This is a genomic window from 'Catharanthus roseus' aster yellows phytoplasma (assembly GCF_004214875.1).
GTDB classification, from domain to species: Bacteria; Bacillota_I; Bacilli_A; order Acholeplasmatales; family Acholeplasmataceae; genus Phytoplasma; species Phytoplasma asteris.
In genome coordinates this window covers 207536-228295 of record NZ_CP035949.1, presented here as the reverse complement: position 1 = coordinate 228295, position 20760 = coordinate 207536, and the positions used below count along the sequence as shown (strand labels likewise).

13 protein-coding genes, 1 tRNA gene, 2 rRNA genes and 6 pseudogenes are annotated in these 20760 nt (G+C 30.9%); all 22 read right to left on the bottom strand.

The window, feature by feature from the left end; genetic code table 11:
* Nucleotides 1-35: 35 nt before the first annotated feature.
* Nucleotides 36-2900, bottom strand: a 23S ribosomal RNA gene (locus tag EXT02_RS01035).
* A gap of 63 nt (nt 2901-2963) precedes the next feature.
* Nucleotides 2964-3040 (bottom strand) — tRNA-Ile (locus EXT02_RS01030).
* A 105-nt stretch (nt 3041-3145) separates the two neighbouring features.
* Nucleotides 3146-4678 (bottom strand): 16S ribosomal RNA (locus EXT02_RS01025).
* The 16S and 23S rRNA genes sit together here with 1 tRNA gene alongside, the layout of an rRNA operon.
* A 734-nt stretch (nt 4679-5412) precedes the next feature.
* On the bottom strand, nt 5413-5997 hold the full coding sequence (locus EXT02_RS01020; protein ID WP_130427545.1) for a hypothetical protein: 585 nt from the start codon (nt 5995-5997) through the stop codon (nt 5413-5415).
* Nucleotides 5998-6144: 147 nt separating this feature from the next.
* Nucleotides 6145-6288, bottom strand: coding sequence for a hypothetical protein (locus tag EXT02_RS02920; protein WP_165383240.1), 144 nt, complete (start codon nt 6286-6288; stop codon nt 6145-6147).
* 318 nt (nt 6289-6606) lie between these two features.
* Nucleotides 6607-7257, bottom strand: a complete 651-nt coding sequence (locus EXT02_RS01015; RefSeq protein WP_130427543.1) for a hypothetical protein — start codon at nt 7255-7257, stop codon at nt 6607-6609.
* A 95-nt stretch (nt 7258-7352) separates the two neighbouring features.
* Nucleotides 7353-7514, bottom strand: coding sequence for a hypothetical protein (locus EXT02_RS03060; protein WP_240682838.1), 162 nt, complete (start codon nt 7512-7514; stop codon nt 7353-7355).
* Nucleotides 7515-7523: 9 nt separating this feature from the next.
* Nucleotides 7524-7616 (bottom strand): annotated as a pseudogene (locus tag EXT02_RS03150) (SVM family protein); the annotation flags it as partial.
* A 230-nt stretch (nt 7617-7846) separates the two neighbouring features.
* A complete protein-coding gene (locus EXT02_RS03160) occupies nt 7847-8305 on the bottom strand; it encodes a hypothetical protein (RefSeq protein ID WP_320409924.1) in 459 nt (152 codons plus the stop codon).
* 210 nt (nt 8306-8515) lie between these two features.
* The gene (locus EXT02_RS01000; protein WP_240682827.1) at nt 8516-8845 is read right to left on the bottom strand and encodes a hypothetical protein; all 330 of its coding nucleotides are present in this window, start codon (nt 8843-8845) and stop codon (nt 8516-8518) included.
* Between the two features lie 410 nt (nt 8846-9255).
* On the bottom strand, nt 9256-11160 hold the full coding sequence (locus EXT02_RS00995; protein ID WP_130427541.1) for a hypothetical protein: 1905 nt from the start codon (nt 11158-11160) through the stop codon (nt 9256-9258).
* A gap of 213 nt (nt 11161-11373) precedes the next feature.
* Nucleotides 11374-11538 (bottom strand): hypothetical protein, encoded by a 165-nt coding sequence (locus EXT02_RS02915; protein WP_165383239.1) that lies wholly within the window; start codon nt 11536-11538, stop codon nt 11374-11376.
* A 76-nt stretch (nt 11539-11614) separates the two neighbouring features.
* Nucleotides 11615-12883 (bottom strand): annotated as a pseudogene (locus EXT02_RS03215) (hypothetical protein); the annotation flags it as partial.
* A 105-nt stretch (nt 12884-12988) separates the two neighbouring features.
* A pseudogene (locus EXT02_RS00985) lies at nt 12989-13909 on the bottom strand (hypothetical protein); the annotation flags it as partial.
* Between the two features lie 20 nt (nt 13910-13929).
* Nucleotides 13930-15562, bottom strand: a pseudogene (locus EXT02_RS00980) (AAA family ATPase); the annotation flags it as partial.
* Nucleotides 15563-15746: 184 nt separating this feature from the next.
* Entirely contained in the window at nt 15747-16190 is a 444-nt protein-coding gene (locus EXT02_RS00975) for a hypothetical protein (RefSeq protein ID WP_130427539.1), read from the bottom strand.
* Between the two features lie 313 nt (nt 16191-16503).
* Nucleotides 16504-16835, bottom strand: a pseudogene (locus EXT02_RS00965) (HU family DNA-binding protein).
* 87 nt (nt 16836-16922) lie between these two features.
* Nucleotides 16923-17237: a single-stranded DNA-binding protein gene (locus EXT02_RS00960; protein WP_130427535.1), complete on the bottom strand. Its 315-nt coding sequence runs from the start codon at nt 17235-17237 to the stop codon at nt 16923-16925.
* A gap of 14 nt (nt 17238-17251) precedes the next feature.
* Nucleotides 17252-17811 (bottom strand): annotated as a pseudogene (locus tag EXT02_RS00955) (sigma-70 family RNA polymerase sigma factor).
* A gap of 95 nt (nt 17812-17906) precedes the next feature.
* Nucleotides 17907-18773, bottom strand: coding sequence for a hypothetical protein (locus tag EXT02_RS00950; protein ID WP_130427533.1), 867 nt, complete (start codon nt 18771-18773; stop codon nt 17907-17909).
* Nucleotides 18774-19058: 285 nt separating this feature from the next.
* Nucleotides 19059-19760, bottom strand: coding sequence for a hypothetical protein (locus tag EXT02_RS00945; protein WP_130427531.1), 702 nt, complete (start codon nt 19758-19760; stop codon nt 19059-19061).
* 353 nt (nt 19761-20113) lie between these two features.
* The gene (locus EXT02_RS00940) at nt 20114-20497 is read right to left on the bottom strand and encodes a hypothetical protein (protein WP_130427529.1); all 384 of its coding nucleotides are present in this window, start codon (nt 20495-20497) and stop codon (nt 20114-20116) included.
* Nucleotides 20498-20760 lie beyond the last annotated feature (263 nt).

Sequence of the window (20760 nt, the reverse complement as noted above, 5' to 3'; positions counted from 1 at the left end):
GATCTTTCAAAACTAGATAAACGTTGGTATTTAAAAAATCAAAGTCAATGGGTCTATTAGTACTAGTCAGCTGAAAAGATCACTCTTCTTACACCTCTAGCCTATCAACCTGATAGTCTTTCAGGGACCTCATAGGGAAATCTCATCTTAAGGGAGGCTTCACACTTAGATGCTTTCAGTGTTTATCCCTTCTATACATAGCTACTCAGCTGTGGCTCTGGCGAACCAACTGAAACACCAGCGGTATATCCATCCCGGTCTTCTCATACTAGGGACAGTTCCTTTCAAATTTCCAACGCCCACGACGGATAGAGACCGAACTGTCTCACGACGTTCTGAACCCAGCTCGCGTTCCGCTTTAATGGGCGAACAGCCCAACCCTTGGAACCTTCTCCAGCTCCAGGATGCGATGAGCCGACATCGAGGTGCCAAACCGCTTCGTCGCTGTGAACGCTTGGAAGCGATAAGCCTGTTATCCCCAGGGTAGCTTTTATCCGTTGAGTCACGGCCCTTCCATTCGGTACCGTAAGATCACTAAGTCCGACTTTCGTCCCTGCTCGACTTGTAAGTCTTGCAGTCAAGCTCCCTTGTGCCTTTATGCTCTACAAATGATTTCCAACCATTTTGAGGGAACCTTCGAACGCCTCCGTTACTCTTTAGGAGGCGACCGCCCCAGTCAAACTGCCCACCAAACACTGTCCCTCACATTACACATGTGCAGGTTAGAAACTAAAAATAACAAGGGTGGTATCCCAAGGACAACTCCAGAAAAACTAGCGTTTTTCTCTCACAGTTTCCCACCTATCCTGTACATCTTATTTCCAATTTCAATATTAAGTTGCAGTAAAGCTCCATGGGGTCTTTTCGTCCTGTCGCGGGTAACCGGCATTTTCACCGGTAATTTGATTTCACCGAGGCTCTTGTTGAGACAGCGCCCAAATCGTTATGCCTTTCGTGCGGGTCGGAACTTACCCGACAAGGAATTTCGCTACCTTAGGACCGTTATAGTTACGGCCGCCGTTTACTGGGACTTCAATTCAATGCTTCGTTGCCTGACATCTCCTTTTAATCTTCCAGCACCGGGCAGGCATCAGCCCCTATACATCACCTTGCGGTTTAGCAGAGACCTATGTTTTTGATAAACAGTCGCTTGGGCCTATTCTCTGCGGCTTTTAGTTTTAATAAAAGCTCTCCTTATCCCTAAGTTACGGAGTAATTTTGCCGAGTTCCTTAACAAGAGTTTGCTCGCGCGTCTTAGTATACTCTACCTACCCACCTGTGTCGGTTTGCGGTACGGGTAGTTAATCAATTAGCCCTAGAAGCTTTTCTTGAAAGTATGACATCAATCACTTTACTTTCAAACCTTGTCTTTAAATGAGAAAATGGATTTGCCTGTCTTCTCAGACTTAGTTTTTCTACCCCAATCCAATAAGGGGCGTGTTTAGCCTGCTTTGTCCCTCCGTCAGTTGATTAACTAGTGCAGGAATCTCAGCCTGCTTGCCATCGATTACGGATTTCTCCCTCACCTTAGGACCCGACTAACCCAGGGAGGACGAACCTGGCCCTGGAAACCTTGGGTTTTTGACGGATAGGATTCTCACCTATCTTTTCGTTACTTACACCGGCATTCTCACTTCTGACCTCTCCACCACTGCTTCCGCTATGGCTTCACTGATGTCAGAACGCTTCCCCTACCATTCAAATAACTAAGAAGTTATTTCAATCCGTAGCTTCGGTATGATGTTTTAGCCCCGGTACATTTTCGGCGCAGAGTCATTCGACTAGTGAGCTATTACGCACTCTTTAAAGGATGGCTGCTTCTAAGCCAACCTCCTAGTTGTTTAAACGTCTTCACTTCCTTTGCCACTTAACATCAATTTTGGGACCTTAGCTGACGGTCTGGGCTCTTTCCCTTTTGACCATGGACCTTATCACCCACAGTCTGACTGCTGATTTTATTTGGTAACATTCGGAGTTTGATTGAGTTCGGTACCCCGAGGTGGAGCCCTTACTCATTCAGTGCTCTACCTTCACCAAATTACTAAATCAACGCTAGCCCTAAAGCTATTTCGGGGAGAACCAGCTATCTCTGAGTTCGATTGGAATTTCACCCCTAGCCACAAGTCATCCAAACACTTTTCAACGTGTCCTGGTTCGGTCCTCCATTTAGTTTTACCTAAACTTCAACCTGCTCATGGCTAGCTCACTTCAGTTTCGGGTCTATGACATGCAACTAAACGCCCTATTAAGACTCGCTTTCGCTACGGCTCCGTTCCTTAAAACTTAACCTTGCTCCATATCATAACTCGCCGGTTCATTCTGCAAAAGGCAAGCCATCACACATTAACGTGCTTTGACTAATTGTAGGCACACAGTTTCAGGATCTATTTCACTCCCCTTTCGGGGTTCTTTTCACCTTTCCCTCACGGTACTAGTTCACTATCGGTCACTAAGAAGTATTTAGCCTTAGGAGATGGTCCTCCCATCTTCCGACAAGATTTCTCGTGTCTCGCCGTACTTATTGATACCCTAGATTTTAACTTACGTTTACGGGACTGTCACCTTCTTTGGTGCTTCTTTCCAAAAGCTTCTACTTCGTTAAAATTTTGTAACTAGAAATGGTATCAGGCTGTTCCGGGTTCGCTCGTCACTACTACCAGAATCGTTATTACTTTCTTTTCCTGCGGTTACTTAGATATTTCAGTTCACCGCGTTTCCTTTCTTCTAACAAGATAAATCGTATTAGAAGAATATTACATCTTCAATGTAATGGGTTTTCCCATTCGGAGACCCACGGATCTTCACTTATTTACAGCTTCCCGTGGCGTTTCGCCGTTAATTGCGTCCTTCATCGGCTCTTAGTGCCAAGGCATCCACTGTGCGCCCTTAGTTCCTTTAATTTTTTAACCTTCGTTTATCTACTTTTCAAAGAGCTTTTTTAAGATTTTGCCTATTTGTGGTTATGGTGGGCCTAAATGGACTTGAACCACCGACCTCACGCTTATCAGGCGTGTGCTCTAACCAACTGAGCTATAGGCCCTTAATCTTAAAAAGATTAAAATGTTGCAAATACAATTTGTAAGCAAGTTACAATGAAAAACTTTCTTAAGTCTCTCAAAACTGAAGATGATAATTGTTTCCTTAGAAAGGAGGTGATCCATCCCCACCTTCCGGTAGGGATACCTTGTTACGACTTAACCCCAATCATCGACCCTACCTTAGACGGTTCCCTCTTCTTGCGAAGTTAGGCCGCCGGCTTTGGGTATTGCCAACTTTCGTGGTTTGACGGGCGGTGTGTACAAACCCCGAGAACGTATTCACCGCGACATGCTGATTCGCGATTACTAGCGATTCCAACTTCATGAAGTCGAGTTGCAGACTTCAATCCGAACTGAGACTGTTTTTTTGAGATTCGCCAAAAACTTGCGCTTCAGCTACCCTTTGTAACAGCCATTGTATCACGTTTGTAGCCCAGGTCATAAGGGGCATGATGATTTGACGTCGTCCCCACCTTCCTCCAATTTATCACTGGCAGTCTTGCTAAAGTCCCCACCATTACGTGCTGGTAACTAACAATAAGGGTTGCGCTCGTTGCGGGACTTAACCCAACATCTCACGACACGAGCTGACGACAACCATGCACCACCTGTGCAACTGATAACCTCCACTGTGTTTCTACAGCTTTGCAGAAGCATGTCAAGACCTGGTGAGGTTTTTCGGGTACCTTCGAATTAAACAACATGATCCACCGCTTGTGCGGAGTCCCGTCAATTCCTTTAAGTTTCATACTTGCGTACGTACTACTCAGGCGGAGTACTTAATGTGTTAACTTCAACACTGGTTTTACCCAACGTTTAGTACTCATCGTTTACGGCGTGGACTACCAGGGTATCTAATCCTGTTTGCTCCCCACGCTTTCGTGCCTCAGCGTCAGTAAAGACCCAGCAAGCCGCCTTCGCTACTGGTGTTCCTCCATATATTTACGCATTTTACCACTACACATGGAATTCCACTTGCCTCTATCTTACTCTAGCTAAACAGTTTTTATAGCATCACAATGTTGAGCATTGCACTTAGACCATAAACTTATTTAACCGCCTACGCACCCTTTACGCCCAATAATTCCGGATAACGCTTGCCCCCTATGTATTACCGCGGCTGCTGGCACATAGTTAGCCGGGGCTTATTCATTAGGTACCGTCAGAATGATTTTTCCATCATTTATTCTTCCCTAATAAAAGAACTTTACGTACCGAAATACTTCATCGTTCACGCGGCGTTGCTCGGTCAGAGTTTCCTCCATTGCCGAAAATTCCCTACTGCTGCCTCCCGTAGGAGTTTGGGCCGTGTCTCAGTCCCAATGTGGCCGTTCAACCTCTCAGCCCGGCTACACATCATAGTCTTGGTAGGCCTTTACCCCACCAACTAACTAATGTGACGCAAGCTCCTCCCTAAGCATACCTATTGCTAGGTCTTTTAAAAACAAGAAGATGCCTTCTTGTCTCCTATCCAGTCTTAGCAGTCGTTTCCAACTGTTATCCTCGTCTTAGGGGCAGATTGCTTACGCGTTACTCACCCGTTCGCCACTAAAGTTTAATTGCTTAAACTTCCGTTCGACTTGCATGTATTAGGCACGCCGCCAGCGTTAATCCTGAGCCAGGATCAAACTCTTCGTATGTTACAAAATTGATGCATCAAAAATTGCTTTTTGGTGTCAATTTTAAGGTGTTAAAAAAATAATTAAAAATATTCGTTAATTATCATCTTCAGTTTTCAAAGATTAAGGTAGTTTTGGTAAAAATTTGTGAAAAAATAAATTAAGAATAAATAATCAAAATATGCAATTTAGCAAGTTACAAATAATTAAAAAATAATTAAAAGTTGTTGTTTTTGCTTTCAAAAATGTTTTCAAAGCAAATAAAATCGCAATACCTTTTTTATTATATCACATAAAAAAACAAATAGCAAATGTTTTGTTGCTTTTTTTTCAAAATTAAAAAAATAATTGAAATTTGACAAAATAATTGCTAAAATAAATGGCAGATGTTTGGATGGTTTTAAGATTGAATTCCGGCAAATTTGGTCTGTCGAAATTGTGCTTCAAAAACGCACAACATAATTACTATAATATTATAACAAATATTTTAGGTTTTGGCAAGTAAAAAAATACTTTTGTTAAATTTTGTGCAAAATTATATTTTTTTGTAAATGTTTTGGGATATCGATGAAAAATTTGTTATTAAAAAAAGATCAAAAAGGAGATGGTATATTTTTAAATAAAACTTTGAGAACCACTAAAAGCGTTTTTTTCGTTTTGTTGTTGTCTAACTGTTGCGTTGCGTTTCTTTAAACAAATAAAAAACCTTAAAAAATAAAAAACAATCCATTGATGGATTGTTGCTATTTGAAAGTCTATATTCGTTTTAATTGTGTTTGGAAATAGCTTTTTACTTCTTCCATATTGAGTTGTTTAGGTTTGAGGTTTCCTTTTTCGTTGGCTTGCATAAAGGTTTGTTTGTACCACGATAATAACTTTTGATAGATACAAAAATCTAGATAATAATTAGTGGATGGAATTGGTACAAAGTTGGGGTGGGGGTTATGTTGGTATTTGGCTTCTTGTTGTTGTTGTTCTAAACATTTTAATGCCACCAAAAACCAAGATAAAGAAGTGTTGTAAGGCATAAATCCTTTTATTTCCCATTGAATACAACACTCCAATATCAAGATAAAATCAGTGTTAATAAGGCAATATTTATGTTTATTGGCATAAAACAAATGAAAACTATTAATATAATGTTTTCTTTGTTGCATCTCTAATACCCATAAATCAAATGATAAATAAAAATAATTTCTTTTCATATCTAAAAACGGTTGCATAGCTTTATTATTTTTGCAAGTATTTAAACAATGATCATACATACCAAATTCTTTTCTTAAAGCACATAAAGCAAGATCAGAGGCATAAGGATAAAGTTCATAAGGTATAATTCTCAATTTTAATATCTCCTTATTTTTAAATACTTTCTTAATAGTAAAAGTTAATTGTTTTGTTGGTTGTGTGGTTTGGTGGTTTTTTGATTTTAATTTATAAAAGAAGTAAAATAAATATTTATTAAAATGTTAAAAAATGCTTTTTTCTTATTATATCATTTTCTTTTTAGTTTTTTTATCTAAATAATTTGTCATTCTTACTAAAAATAAATAAATGATACTTACAATAAAATAAGGAGTAATTTGATCATAATCAAATACTTTATTTCTATATGCTTGCCAAATAAAGCCCATAAATCCAACAACAGAAAATAATGCAGTATCTTTAATATTTAGAATAAATTGTTGCCAAACAAAAGGTTTAGTTCTTTGTAATCTTTGTTAAAATAAAATATATTTAAAGACTTGTTTTTGATTCATTCCTAATGAATAAGCAGCCTCAATTTGTCCTTTATCCAACATTTTAATATTATGCATGAATAAATTAGTTAAATTAGCAATAGTATTTAGAGAAATAACTAATAAAGTAGTAATAAAAGGAGTAGCTAAAAAGGGATAAGGAGGATTTTTTAAATAACCAAATAAGGATAATAAATTCCAACATAAAAATGCTTAAACCATAATAGGAACAGCATTTAGAAAAATAAATAACTCATCAATTAATTTAGATAGCCCTTTATAAAGATAAAAAGCTAATAAAGAATTGTTGTTTTTATTTTGTTTTTCTGTATAAATCTTAATTTTAACAAAAAGCAAAGTAATTAAAAATCCTACAATAACACTATCAATAGCCACCATAAAAGAAAAAACAAACGGTTTTTTATAAGTTGGTAATGTTTTCCAAACTTTTTGCCAAAAAGTAATTTCAGTTTTTTTATCACCATTAGAATTATTTGATTGTTTTATTTGTATATAATCTTGGGTAGCTGGTTTTAAAAAATTCTCATTATAATATTTTGTTTGTTCTGACTGATCAGAACTTTCATAAACAGCTTTAACAGCTTGTTGGAATTTTTCTTCTGATACTTTAGGATTGTGTTTTGCTTGTCTAATGAAAAAACCAAAAGGCTCAAAGGCAGGTTCTGCAAATTCATTATCTACAAATTCTAAAGTGGTAAGTTCGCCTGTTGTATCACTATTAGCAATACCTTGAGCAACTGGAGTATCAGTAATAAAACCATCTACTATGCCATCTTTAACTGCATTAACACAAACAGCAGAATCTGGATTAGTTAGTAACCAAATAATTATGTAAAATGTCATTAAGGGATGAAATAATGTGTTTTAGGGGTATTGTTGGTTTTGGGGGTTGTTAATATTTGTATTAAATATATATTAAATTGTTTTTTTAATTGGGATTATTTTAATTTATTTATTATATTTATGTTTTTCGCCATATCTTCTAATGATAAATTTTTATCTTTAACATAATAACTAATTTTTATGGGTTTATTTGGATTTTTTCTAACATTTTTGGTTTCAATGTTATAAATCGTTTGAAGGGGTTTATTTTTTTCCATTGCCATTACTTGATGATTATTGGTGATAAAAAATAATCCTAAAAAAGTAAATAGAACTATTATTAATAAATATAATTGTTTTTTTAATCTAAAAATTAACATTTTTCTCTCTTTTCTGTTTTTTATTTATTTTATGTTGTGTTTTTGGGTGTAGAGGGTGATTTAGGCTTGTTTGGGGTTGAAGTGGAGGTAGTAGGTTTTGCTTTTCAAAACGCCTTCAGGACTTCTTTCGTTTGAGGTGCAGTTTACTTCATCCATGAAAAAGTCCTTATCTTCTTCGAGTAGGTGTTTGGGGCCTTCGTATTTGAGTTTTATGTAATGATTTGATGGATCTATACGAACACCATTGCCCCCACCAAATTGTGAATCATTGTGTTTTTCTTTGTGTAGAAACCATCAAACTCATCTACTCGCATACCCTCATCGTACCATTTGTTAAATGGGTTTTTTACAAATAGGGCGAGGTCGGCGGGTTCGTGTTCGCGGTGGTGACCGCGTCCTAGGCCGTTGAGTCCGTAGAAGGTGTAAGTTCTTTTAATCATCGGAACACCTTCTTGCGCGATATCGGTTAATAGCCAACTTTTATTATTATTTTTTTGTAAATTATTTTCATTATATGTGTATTTTGCACCGCTTTTTGTTTGAAACCGATCCTCTTGGGTTTCTATTTTAGTTGAGGTAATTTCGTAGATTTTAGGTTTTGATTTGGTTATATCATATTTATTATCTAAAAATAAAAATACTCCAAATCCAACAACTGAAACAGACATCATGACATAATAAATAATCAAACCCGTCTTTATATTGACTTTTTTAATCCTATTTGTATTTTCTCGTTTTTGAATAAACCAAATCCATAAAGGGATTGAGCCAAAAATGATACCCAAAAAAAATACAATAGTTAATATCTTAAATAATTACATTCTATCTTAAATTTCCTTTTTTTAACTTACTTTTATTTTAACATAAATAGAACAATAATGCAAGAATATGCATTATTGTTACCATCCAAGCCATTGTTTGTATGTGTCCCATTTTGATGCAACAGATGTGGCACCACTAATTAAAACACCTATGCCTCCGCCAATAATCGTACTGACACCAGGTAAAATGGCAGAGCCTAATGAAGCTCCCATTATGGCTCCTGATTTCGTTAAAATAACTGTGTTTACTACTGCACCTGTTCTTTCTACACCTTTGTCCCATTTGGAGGTTTTGGTTTTTAGTTTTTCGGCTTTGGTGGTTAGGGTTGATTTGTCTTCTTCTAATCTAAGGGTTTGGTCACCTAATTGCTTTTTCATTGCTTTGTGGGCAAGTTGTTCGGTTCTCAATTGCTCTTTTAGTTTTTTGATTTCATGTTGTAATTCTTTGTTTTCGAATCCTAATGAACCGCTTGCGCCTTCAAGGGGGGGTAGGTGATAATTTCTGATAATAACTAAGAAAATAAAGGATTAAAATTATTTGAATTGAAATTTACTTTTTTCTTAGAAATATCTAATTTTTATTATTTATATTATTATTATAACATATTTTTATATTTATAAAACGTAAAAAAATAAAAATCTACAAGAAAAACCCTTATCAAAAAAGGGTAAAAGTTAAAAAAGATTTAATTGAAAAATACAAATTTAAATGAGTTTTTTTAATTTTAAAAACAAAATTAAAATTAAAATATACCTTTATCTTTCTTTTTTTTAATAACATAAATTGGATTAAACAGAATAAATGTTATATTTTATTATTAAGGATAAGATAAATAAGGATTAATATATTGATTAAAACAAGTAAAAGTTCTTTGATTTTCTAAATAATTATTTAAAGGTTTTAAAACTGATAATTTAGACAAATTAAATAATTTATTTAATTTATTACATAAATTAATATATGTATTACTAGTTAAAAAATTTTTAAATAAAGTTTTTGCATAAAAAATAGTACCATAAAAACATGATAATTTACCTTTATTTGAATTATATTCAAACATATATTTATCTTGGTTTTTATCAAAATCTAACGCTTCAAAAGTAATATTTTTATCCTCAGGAAAATCTTTTCCTGGAACTTTTACTGCTTTTTTATTAAGTGTTTTTAAAACATTATTTCTTAATAAATCATACAAAATATGATTTTTACCAAATTTTAAAATATTTGATAAGTAAAATCCAGTTATTTTATAATCATCATAATGAAGATCAAATGGAAAATATTTGATATTTTTAGTAATAGATAATTTTTGACAATTATAAGAAAATTGAAATAACTTTTTCCCAGTTAAATAATTTTTCTTTAATGCAATGGTTTTTTTAATTTCTCGTTCACTCAAACCAGCATCATATTTACTAACATATTCAGAAGTAATTTCAGCAACATTTTTATTAATGATGGTTGCTAATTGTTTACATTCCTTAATTTCAATTTTTTTAGTATTATTTAATTTACATTTATAAAATATCTGTAAATTTTGAGAACGAGGATTTAATAATTTTAAATTAGGTAAATTATCACGTACAATATCAGCCCATAATTTAAAAACATTAGGAATAATTAAATTTTTATTTTCTTTTTCAAACCAACCATTATTAGAATTATATTTAGCTTTATTTTCAACGTAATATTCTTGTGATTCTAAAAATTCTGAATTATTTATTATTCCTTTTCTTTGACACATCATTTTATTAGTGTATCCGAAAATACTTAATAAATCAATATTAAACATAATATGAAAATGCCAAACACCTTTAAATTGTAATTGAGAAGCAAAAAAATATTTAAATTTAGTTAAATATTTATTAACAATATGTTTCTTTAGTTTTTGTTTAATTAAATATTTTTTATATTGATAACGTAATTTTGAAATAAATTTGACAACTAATTTTTTAGCTTTATCTAAATCTTTAACATCATTAGAAATAGTACCATCATTATTATGATGAGCCAAAGTAAGTGTTAGCCAACTAATTTCTTTTTCAGAAGCAAAATTATAAATAGCTTTATAACGAGCATTATTTTTACTTTGACGAATATTTTTTATAATATCTTTAACTTTACTTTCAATATCAATTGATGTTAATTCATTTTTATTTTCAGTACACATTAAACAAATAAATTGATAAAGTTTTTTAACTTTCTTAGGATTATTTCTTAAATATGAATAATATTTATCAGGCATAGGTCTCATATGTAATCTAATAAATTCTATCTTTTCTTGAATTTCTTTTTCTTCATAAATAATATTAGCCAATTTATAAAAATAATCAAAATTAGTTAAAATATATTGATTATCAAAAAAATAATTCCAATCATTAGATTCATTTAAATCTTGTAATTCTTGTTGAATAAAAGCTATTTTTTGGTTGATAAGTTTTTTTAAACGAGATTCTTGCATATAATTTATAAGACGATATAAATGCAAAGACATAAACTTAGAAAAACAACCTTGACCGAAATCAGTAGTCTTAACAAAAAATAAATTATTCTCAAAAGCTTTAATTTGTTCTTTATTAAAAATACCTCTTTTAATTGAATTAAATGTTTTAAGAGCATGAAAAGATAAACTAACATCTTCTTTATTCATAGTTAAATCATTTAAATGTAGCATTTGTTTGTTCTCCTTTCTATTTAAAGCATTTAAAAATGGACTCTCCAACCTGCTCCTTTACGTTGTCACGCAAAGGCGGTTGGTTCGTTTTTTAAACCCCCTAAATCCCCAAAGGGGACTTTATAGGAGGAGGGTAAGAGTTAATTTGGATGTACTTCGGCTGGCCGCCTAGTTATTTATATAAAACAAAAACAAATATACCGGTAAGGGCAATAAGTGTTAAAATTTGTCTTAAAGTCATTATTTTAAATATCCTTTTAATTATTTAGCTATTGATAAATAACCTTTTGAAGCAAAATAAACAACAAAAGGAATAACAATACCTAATGTAGGTAAAATCCAATATTGAAAAAAACCACCCAAAGTTAATCTTTTTCTACTTTTAGAATAACTTCTAAAATAAGAACGTATATATTTTTTAGCCATATCAACAATTCTCCTTTTATTTTATTTATAAATAATAAAAAATAACATATTGTTTACGGAGTTATCACCTATTCTTTTCAAGTCCTGAGATTGCACCTTCTAGTTGTTGGATTTTGATTGCTTGTTGTTTAAAGGTTTTCATGTTGGCTTCAATTTCGGCGGTTAGTTTGATGATTTGTTCTGCTTGTTCTTAGATGGTTTGTTGTAGTTTTGCTATTTCTTCATCTTTTTGGTTGATTATTTCTTGTAGTTTAATTTCGTTAGCTTCTAAGATGTTGATTTTGCCTTTTAAGTCTTTGATTTGAGTTTGTTTGTTGTTTAATTGGTTGACTAATGCTTTGTTGGTGTTTTGGGTTTTTACTAATTCATCTTGAATTTCTGTTATTTCTTTTTCTATTTGATGTTTTTCGGTTTTGGAAATATCAAGTTATTGTTGGATTTTGTTTAAATCGTTAGTGTATTTTTCTTTTAGGTTTTTGTTTTCTAATTTTAGAGTATCTATTTCGTTTCTAAAAACTTGTTCTTTAATTTCTAGTTGTTGTATTTTATTTTTTAAGGTTTTGAGGTTTGATTCTTTATTGTTTATTTCTTTTTGTAGTTTTTCGGCATTTTCATTGTTTTTTGCAATTTGTTCTTTTAGGGTTTCGGTTTATAATTCTTTGACAATTTTTTTGTAATTATCTATTTGTTTTTGGATTTCTTCCAAAGTTTTTACGTGTTGTTTTCTCAGGCTTATTGTTTCATCTTGTTTTTGGGTTAATTGTTGTTTTAGGTTGTTTTCGTTTTGTTTAATTTGGGTTATTTCTTATTCTTTGAGTGCTAGTTGAGCTTCGAAATTAACCTTTTCTTGGTTAATATCAGTTTTTAAGGTGTTAATTTCTGAATTTAGTTGTTGTTTTTCTTCATTAGATAAGTTAATTTGACTGATTAATTGTTGTTCTTTGATGTGTAGTTGTTCTTCTTTTTGGTTAATTTCTTGCTGTAGTTTTTCTAAATCTTGTTTGTTTGAAAACAATTGATTTTCTAATTGATTTTTTTGGGTTTGTAAATTTTGGATTTCGTTATTTTTGTTTTGGGTATTTTCAATTTGATGGTTTAAATTAGTTTGGATATCGTTAATTTCTTGTTGTAATTTGTTTTTGGTTTCTTCTGTTAATTTTTGATTGTTTGCTAATTCTTTTTCTTTTGATTTGAGTTGATTTTCTAAGTTATCTTTTTGATTTTGGATGTTTAACATTTCTAATTGTTGAGCTTGTAAATTGGCTTCTAGATAGTTTTTTTCTTGTTCTAATTGTTGAGTTTTTGCTTTTTCTTGTTGGATTAACTCCTCAACTTGTTTTTGCATTTCAGGATTTAATTCATTTCTCTTGTTTTCTATTTTTTGTTTATGAATTGGTTGTTGTGTAGTTAGTTGAGGAGTTTGTTCGTTATTGTTTAGTTCAGGAGGTTTGGCTGTTTGTTTTTTTTTTTTTTGAGTTTCTCTTTCTTGGGGTTCATCGTTTGTGGTTTGGTTTGCCTCTTCGACGTTATTATTTGTTTGTATTGCCTCTTCGTGACGGTGTGTGTGAGTGTTTGGATTTTCGATTTTATTTTCTAGTTGTTGAGGTGGATTTGGGGTTCGGGTTCCTTCTTGATAAAATTGGTAAAGTTCATAAGCGGTTGATGCTATAGAAACCCAAAATAAAATTTTACCACCAATTTTACATATTTTACTACCGACATTCGCTATTTTGGAAGTAGCTTTTTTTTGAATTATTTTTTTAGTTCCTTTTCGGATAGCTTTTTTCGTGCCACCTTTTAACCAATTACCGATTTTACCAATTCCCAAACAAATACCGATTATACTCAGGGTAGTTGCGAGATAATAACCTAATTTATTTTGGCGTTAAGGTGTTTGATTAGGATTTTGATTATTGCCTGTTGCTTTATTATGGATATACTCGATAAAATCGCGAATTGGTTGAGTAATTTTATCGTATAACGATTTGGTTTTGGTAGCGGCATTGACTGTAAAAGTATTTATTTGGGAGAATATTTCAGGAAAGAATTTAAAAAGAACCCAATAAATACCACCTAAAATTAGTGTGAGTGGTAATAAAATGAGGATTGTGGTTTTTAGTGATTTGATTATTTTTACAAACCAATTATCTTGTTTTTGTTGGGTTTCAACAATTATTTTAGTAGGTTGTGCGGTTCTTTGTTGTTTAATTGGTTTTGTAGTTTTTGGGGTTGATTTAGTAATTCTTGTTGAAGTTTTTTTAATTATGGTTGCTTTGGTGGGTTTTGGGGTTAATTTTCTTTGATTTTTTGTGGGTTTTTTGGTTGTTTGTTGTTTTTTAGTTTTTTTGATTATGATTATTTTTTTTGCCATATTATTTTCTCTCTTTCTAATTATTTATTTTCTTTTGTGTTTTGTTTTTGTGTGTATAGGGTGATGTAGGCTTGTTTGGAGTTGAAGTGGAGGTAGTAGGTTTTGCTTTTCAAAACGCCTTCAGGACTTCTTTCGTTTGAGGTGCAGTTTACTTCATCCATGAAAAAGTCCTTATCTTCTTCGAGTAGGTGTTTGGGGCCTTCGTATTTGAGTTTTATGTAATGATTTGATGGATCTATACGAACACCATTGCCCCCACCAAATTGTGAATCATTGTGTTTTTCTTTTGTGTAGAAACCATCAAACTCATCTACTCGCATACCCTCATCGTACCATTTGTTGAAGGGGTTTTTGCAAAATGTGGCGAGGTCGGTGGGTTCGTGTTCGCGGTGGTGACCGCGTCCTAGGCCGTCGAGGCCGTAGAAGGTGTAGGTTCTTTTAATCATTGTTTGGTCTTTTGGGGGTTTTAGGTATTTGATTATTCCTTTTTTCCATGCTGTATATTGTTCTTCGCATTCTTTTCTGCGTTTTTTGATATCGTTCATGTTTTTGTTTTTATTTTGTTTGACGTCTATTGACTCATCTAGGTCGGAAGGGAACATTACTTCATGAATTTTATTTTGTGATTTATGTTTATTAGTTTTGTTATATGCTTCGTTGATGATAGTTGTTAAATCACAATTTGAATAGTTTTTACCCTTACATTTGTTGGCGATATCATTTAAATGTATATATGTGTGATAACTAATTTGATAAGGTGTGATTAGGAATTTTAAGAAGTCTTCAATTTCGTGGTCTTTGATTAAGTAGATTTTGATTTCTTTGCTAAATCTACTTCTTAGGGCTTTGTCGATTTGATTAAGGTAGTTAGTTGCCCCCATTAAGACAATTTTTTTGTTATTACTATTAAATCCATCTAGTTTAGTTAATATATTGTTAATTATGTTTTGGCTTGTTTTGTTAGTGTTTTTGTCTTCTCTATTAGCAAGTCCGCTGATTTCATCGATAAAGATAATTGCTTTACCATGTGATTCTGCTTCTTTCCAAATTTTTTCCCATTCTTCAATTCCTTCGCCGATGTAAGTTTTATCTAGTTTAGAAGGTTCAAATTCAATAAAATGTGCTCCACTTTCATTACATAAAGCTTTCATTAAAAACTTTTACCTGTTCCAGGAGGGCCGTACAGTAGGTAACCTTTGGGTTTGATTTTGTCATAGTTAACTAAATCGTTGTTATCATCTTTGAAATAATAAATTAAATCTTCTAATTTTTCTTTTTCCTTTCCATTCCGTATACATCTTTGAATGTGACTTTCTTTTTTTCAAGTTTTGGGGTGTTTGGGTTTTGGATGATTTCAATTTCGTTTTTTAGTTGTTTAATTTGTTTTTCGAATTGGATTAATTGTCCGTCTAAGAATAAATCATAACTTTTTAGGTTTTGGATTTCTTGGGGGTCATCTTGGTGTTGTCGGATTAGTTCTTTTATTCGTTCTTTGTTTGCGTTATTGTAATTAATTGATTGTTGTAAGGTGTTTATTTTTTGATAAATATCTTTGAAGTTGGTGGTTTTATCTATTTCTAATTTAGTTGTTTGGATTTTGTTTTTATTAGTTAATTGTGATTGTGTGTTTTCTACTCGTTTTTTTAGTTTGGGTTTTGGTTGGCTATTGTTTGTATTGTTTGGTTTTGGGGTTGTTAATTCTTGTATTCTTCTTTTTAACGGATGGGTGTCGTTAGGGTTGAATAGTTGAAGAAAACTAAAAAATAGATGTTTAAATATAAAACATAAAACGGTAACAAAAACTGCGCCCACCATGAAGCCAATAGTAAAATTTGAATCAGTCATTTTCATTGTCCTTTCCGATTGAGGTGTTGTTGTGTTTTTGGGATTTTAACAATCTTTTTCTTTCTTTTTTGTCTCGCCAAAGAGCGACTTTTAATTTTTGGGTTGAGATTTGGGATTGTAGTTTGTTTTGAGAATCCCTTATTTCATCTAGTTTTTTTATTAATTGTTGTTCGCGGTATTCCTGTTTTGCGTTTTTTATTTCTAAGTTTTGTAGTTTTTTGTTTGGGAAAAAGAGGCCCAAAATGGTTTCTTTAATAAAAATAATTATATTTTTAATTAATTTAAAAACTGGTTTAAAACCAGTGACAATAATAATGGTGAAAAGAGTTGTTTGGATTGCATCGGTTCTTCGTTCTAGGATTTCGGTTGTTGTAAATCCTTTGGTATAATTAAGGAAATAGTTTGTAATAGTTGTTAAAATTGTAAAAATAAACATGGTTTTGGTACCTTTCTGTTTTATTTAATAAGTAAATCGAAAAAAAGATTAAAATTATCGTTAATGTGGCTGATATATAACAAAGTGTTTGTAAATTTGGTTGGAAATAACTAATTGCTTGATACGTTAGAAATGTAGTTATTGGAATTAACAAAACTAAGAGTGCGTGTTTTAAAATATTCATTTTTTTTGGTTTCTCCTTTGTTTTTTTGATCTTGTTATTTTTCATTTTGGTTTTTTGGGGACGGTCTTTGAAGTAAGTTCCACGATATGCTTCGGTCATTCCATCACTCATATTTTTTTATTTCTCCTTTTATTTTAATTTTAGTTCTTTAACTTTATCTTTGATGGTTTTAGAGAGTTTAAAAGTTACTACTGTTTTTGCGGTAATTTTTAAGTTTTTTACAGTTCTTTAGGCAGTTTTTTGCCTGTGCGTTTATTGATGATAAATTTAGTTTCGGGGGTTAGGTGGGCTTTTCTAGTTTTTAAGATGAATTTACCGAGTTTAGGTGATAAAACTACTTCCGCGTTTGATGTGATTGCTTTAATTAGAGCCCTTTCAAATGAGTTATAAAATTCTTCGTTTTGGATTATTGAGGTTTTATTTGCCTCAGCTATTGATTTAATTAATTCTTTTTTTGTCATATTTTGTTTTCTCCTTTTATTTTGTTAATGTTATGTTGATATTGGTGTATAAAAAGCCCCTTTTGGGGACTTAATTGTATTTTAAAATTATTTGGTTTTGTTGTCTAAAAAAATGATGTTTTGGATGATTACTTTGGTGGTGGTTCGCATTTGTTCTTCGTTAGTTTTATATTTTTGGATTGACAAGGTGCCTTCTACATATACTTTTGAACCTTTATGTAGGTATTTGTGGCAGTTTTCGGCTTGAGTTCTAAAAACAACACAAGGGATATATTGAACTTTATCTTTGTTGTTGATTGCTAGATTGAAATCTATTTTTGCGATTTGTTCTTTATTACTGTTGATATATTGTTTTTCTAAGTCGTAGGTAATATTTCCGATTAATTGAACTTTATTTAACATTTTTGGGTTGCTCCTTATTTTTTATTGTTTGGTTTTAGTTTTTGTATTGATTTATCTTTTAAATCTTCAATTTGTGAAATTTTTAAATTTAGTTTTTGGGCTATTTCTTGATTGGTGAAAATGGGTTGGTAAGTTTCGTTTATGTTTTCTAGGGTGATGCCGAAACTTAAACAAACAACTTTTAATTCGTTTTTACTCAACTTTGTTTTTAGTTTTTTTATGAATTGTTCATAGTTTAATTGTTTAATCCATAATTGATGTGGGTTTAGATTAATTATTCTATCAGGCTCATATTGTTCTTCTTTGAAACTCATATTGTTTGATTTGGTTGTTTTTTGAGGTATTGAAGGTGAGTGGCTTTTTCTTATTATTTCGTTGATTGCTGATTTTATAGTTGGTGTCGCGTAGGCGATGAAATCGTAACCTAAATCTTGGTAATTATTGAGGGCTTTTATTAATCCTAAGATTCCTTCTTGGTATAAATCCTCTCTAGTTAATAATTTAGGGTAATATTTGAATTTTGAACTAATTTTTTTACTAATGGTAAATGAAGTTCAATTAATTGATTTCGTATTTCTAAATTCTTTTTGTTTTTTAAAAATTATTTAAATAAATTTTGTCTTAACATTTTAATCCTCTCTAAAAACATTTTTAGAAAAGATATGAAAATTATTTTAGTTTTGAAAACAAAAAAAAGACTAACTTAATAGTTAGTCTTAAAAAAGAATTTTTAAAAATCAAAAAGTGTCTAAACTTTTGGAACACCTGAGTTTTTTCAAAATTTTTGTTACTATCAAAAATTTTCATTGCTTCTGCAACAACTTTAGCTTGTTTATCTGTATCTTGCTGAAATTGTTTTTTGGCTTCTTCTTCCAATAATTCTTTAACAGCAGCTTTAACTGCTTCTGCCACATTTCCAAATGGTTTTTTGTCAGTTACAACTGAAAGTGTTTTTGTCACCATCTTTTTAGCAACTGCTTCTTTAAATACATCTTGTGTAACATATAAAGCTGCTTTATCTTTATATAAAAAATTCATAAAATTTTCATCCCCAAAAAGATTATTTGTTACAAAAGTGGAAAGAGTCGCGCTTTGGGTCGGATTTAATTTGTATTCGTTCAATTTGCCTTTAAATTTTGCATGAAGACCCTGCGCTCCATCTAGTTCGTAGTTTGTTGTTTCTGTAAGAGAGTCTACATAAGTTTTAAATGATCCAAAATCTTTTAATAAATAATTTACCAATTGGACTTTGTGATTAGTAGGAACAGAAGGACCTTGTCCTGAAGTCGATGTTAAAGTAAAAGTTTTATCAACAGCCTCATTTTGGTCTTTTTCATTACCAAAATATTTAGCTGCTTGTTCTTTTGCTAAATCATGAGCTAATTTATCAAAGGCTTTTTCAACTGCCTCTGTTTTGGAGTATTTTTCTCCCCAAACAATATTACTATTCATCATATTAAAAGTAAAAAATAAACTTAATAAAGATAATACATATACTAAACGATTTGTTTTTTTATTGACTGTGTCTGTTGGCATTTTTGTTATTATGCACCTTTCTTTCTTTTTTCTTTCTTTATTTTTATACAAATATACAAAAAATAGCATATTATTAATGAGAGTGAATTTTGAAGAATTAATAAAATGCTATTAATTATATTATACCTCACAAAAAAAAAGAAAATAAAAATGCAAAAATTTTGAAGATAGTTTTAATATGTGAAATATAATAAAAAAATACCTAAATTAGGTAGTTCTTTTAGTTTAAAAATATATTTAATTATTTAATGTTTTTATTTAATGATTGAAAAATAAATTAAAGGTTTATTTTTTGCAATCTAAAATATTTTGAATTTGTTGAGGTAATTGTTTGTAGATATTTGTCCAATTTTCATTAAACATTTTTTGACATTTACGAATTTTGGATTTTAATTGTGACATTATATTTTTAACTTGATCTTGATTGGATTCATTTAAAATTAATGTGTTTTTTATATTTTCAGATTCTTCATTAGTTGTTAAAAGTCTTAAATTAGTATAAATTAAATGTTTTATTTTGTTAATATTAACTTTTTTTGGATTGGTTTTCATAGAATATAAAAAATGGAATTTATCATATCCAATAGGACAACAAACACCTTTTTCATCAATGAAAAAAAATATTCTTTCAATATTGTTAATTCTTATTTGGTAAACTCGTTGTTCATCCATAATTTTTTGATAAAAATATTTACAAACATGTTTTATACGAATTTCTGAAATAGAATGGGAACTATTGGAGTTTTTATTTTCTATAATTTGGCGCCAAGTATTTTTTTTATATTTTTCTAAAGAATCAAAAATATTAGAAATAGTTTTTAAAGGAAAATTATTAAAATCGAATTCACCTTTTTTAATAAAATTACTCTTAATAAAATTACTCTTTAGAAAAATACTCTTTAGAAAAATATAATTAAAATTTTTATCTAAATGTTGTTCTAAATTTAGATCTATATTATCATTGATTTTATTATTATCTAATTTCATTTTCAGAATAAAAATAATAAATTTCTTGATCGCTTATTTCATTTTCATGAAAAAAATTATTTTCATCGTAAGAGTTGCGCCAAGGATCTTTCATATGAGTTTTTTCAGCTAATTGCCATGATTTTAAATTACCATATATATCAAGGATATGATTTATTGATTCTAAGTGTTTTGGTAGGAGTGCCTTCTACTGTAGTTGTTTCGGTTTTAACTCCGTTTGCAGTTTGAGTAACAACTGTTTTGGTAGGTTGGTTGGGTTGGGTTGTTGTTTGTATAGTTTTGTTGTCTTCTTTAACTGTTTTAACTTTTTTAGTTTAAGTTTCTTTTTCAGTTGTTGTTTCAGTTGTTGTATTTTATTCGGTAGTGGTTGTAGTTACTTCAGTTTTAGTAACTGTGCCACCATCTCCAAAAGTTTTAACTGTTACTTTGTTAAGTGATGATTCAGTAGTTGTTTCGGTTTTAACACCTTCAACAGTTTTAGTAACAACTTTTTTAGTAACTTTTCCATCAGCGTCTTTAGTAGTTACAGTTATTTTGTTTCCTTCTTTAACTGTTGTAACTGTCTGAACAACTTTATCATCTTCCCCCAAAGTTTCTACTACTTGAGTTGTTGTTGTTTCAGTTGTTAGTTCTGCTACAACTGTTTGATAAGTATTAAATAAAGAAATAAAAAGTACACTAAATAAAAATAAACTAAAAAATAAAGATTTTTTCTTGCCTAAGCTTACTATTTGCATTTATGCTTGTCCTTCCTTTTACAATATTAATATAGCAAAACAAAATTGCTATTATTTCTATTATAACTAAAAAACCAATTTAGAGTATTTTTTACTCAATAATTGTAAAAACCACAAAATAACTAGTTTTTATGTTATAATATGTTGTGATTAAGTTGTATAAATATCATCTTTTTATCCAAATTATCAAAAACAATAATAAATATTTTACCAAAAATAATGAATTAAAAATAATTGGTAAATGTTTTTCATAATTAATATTT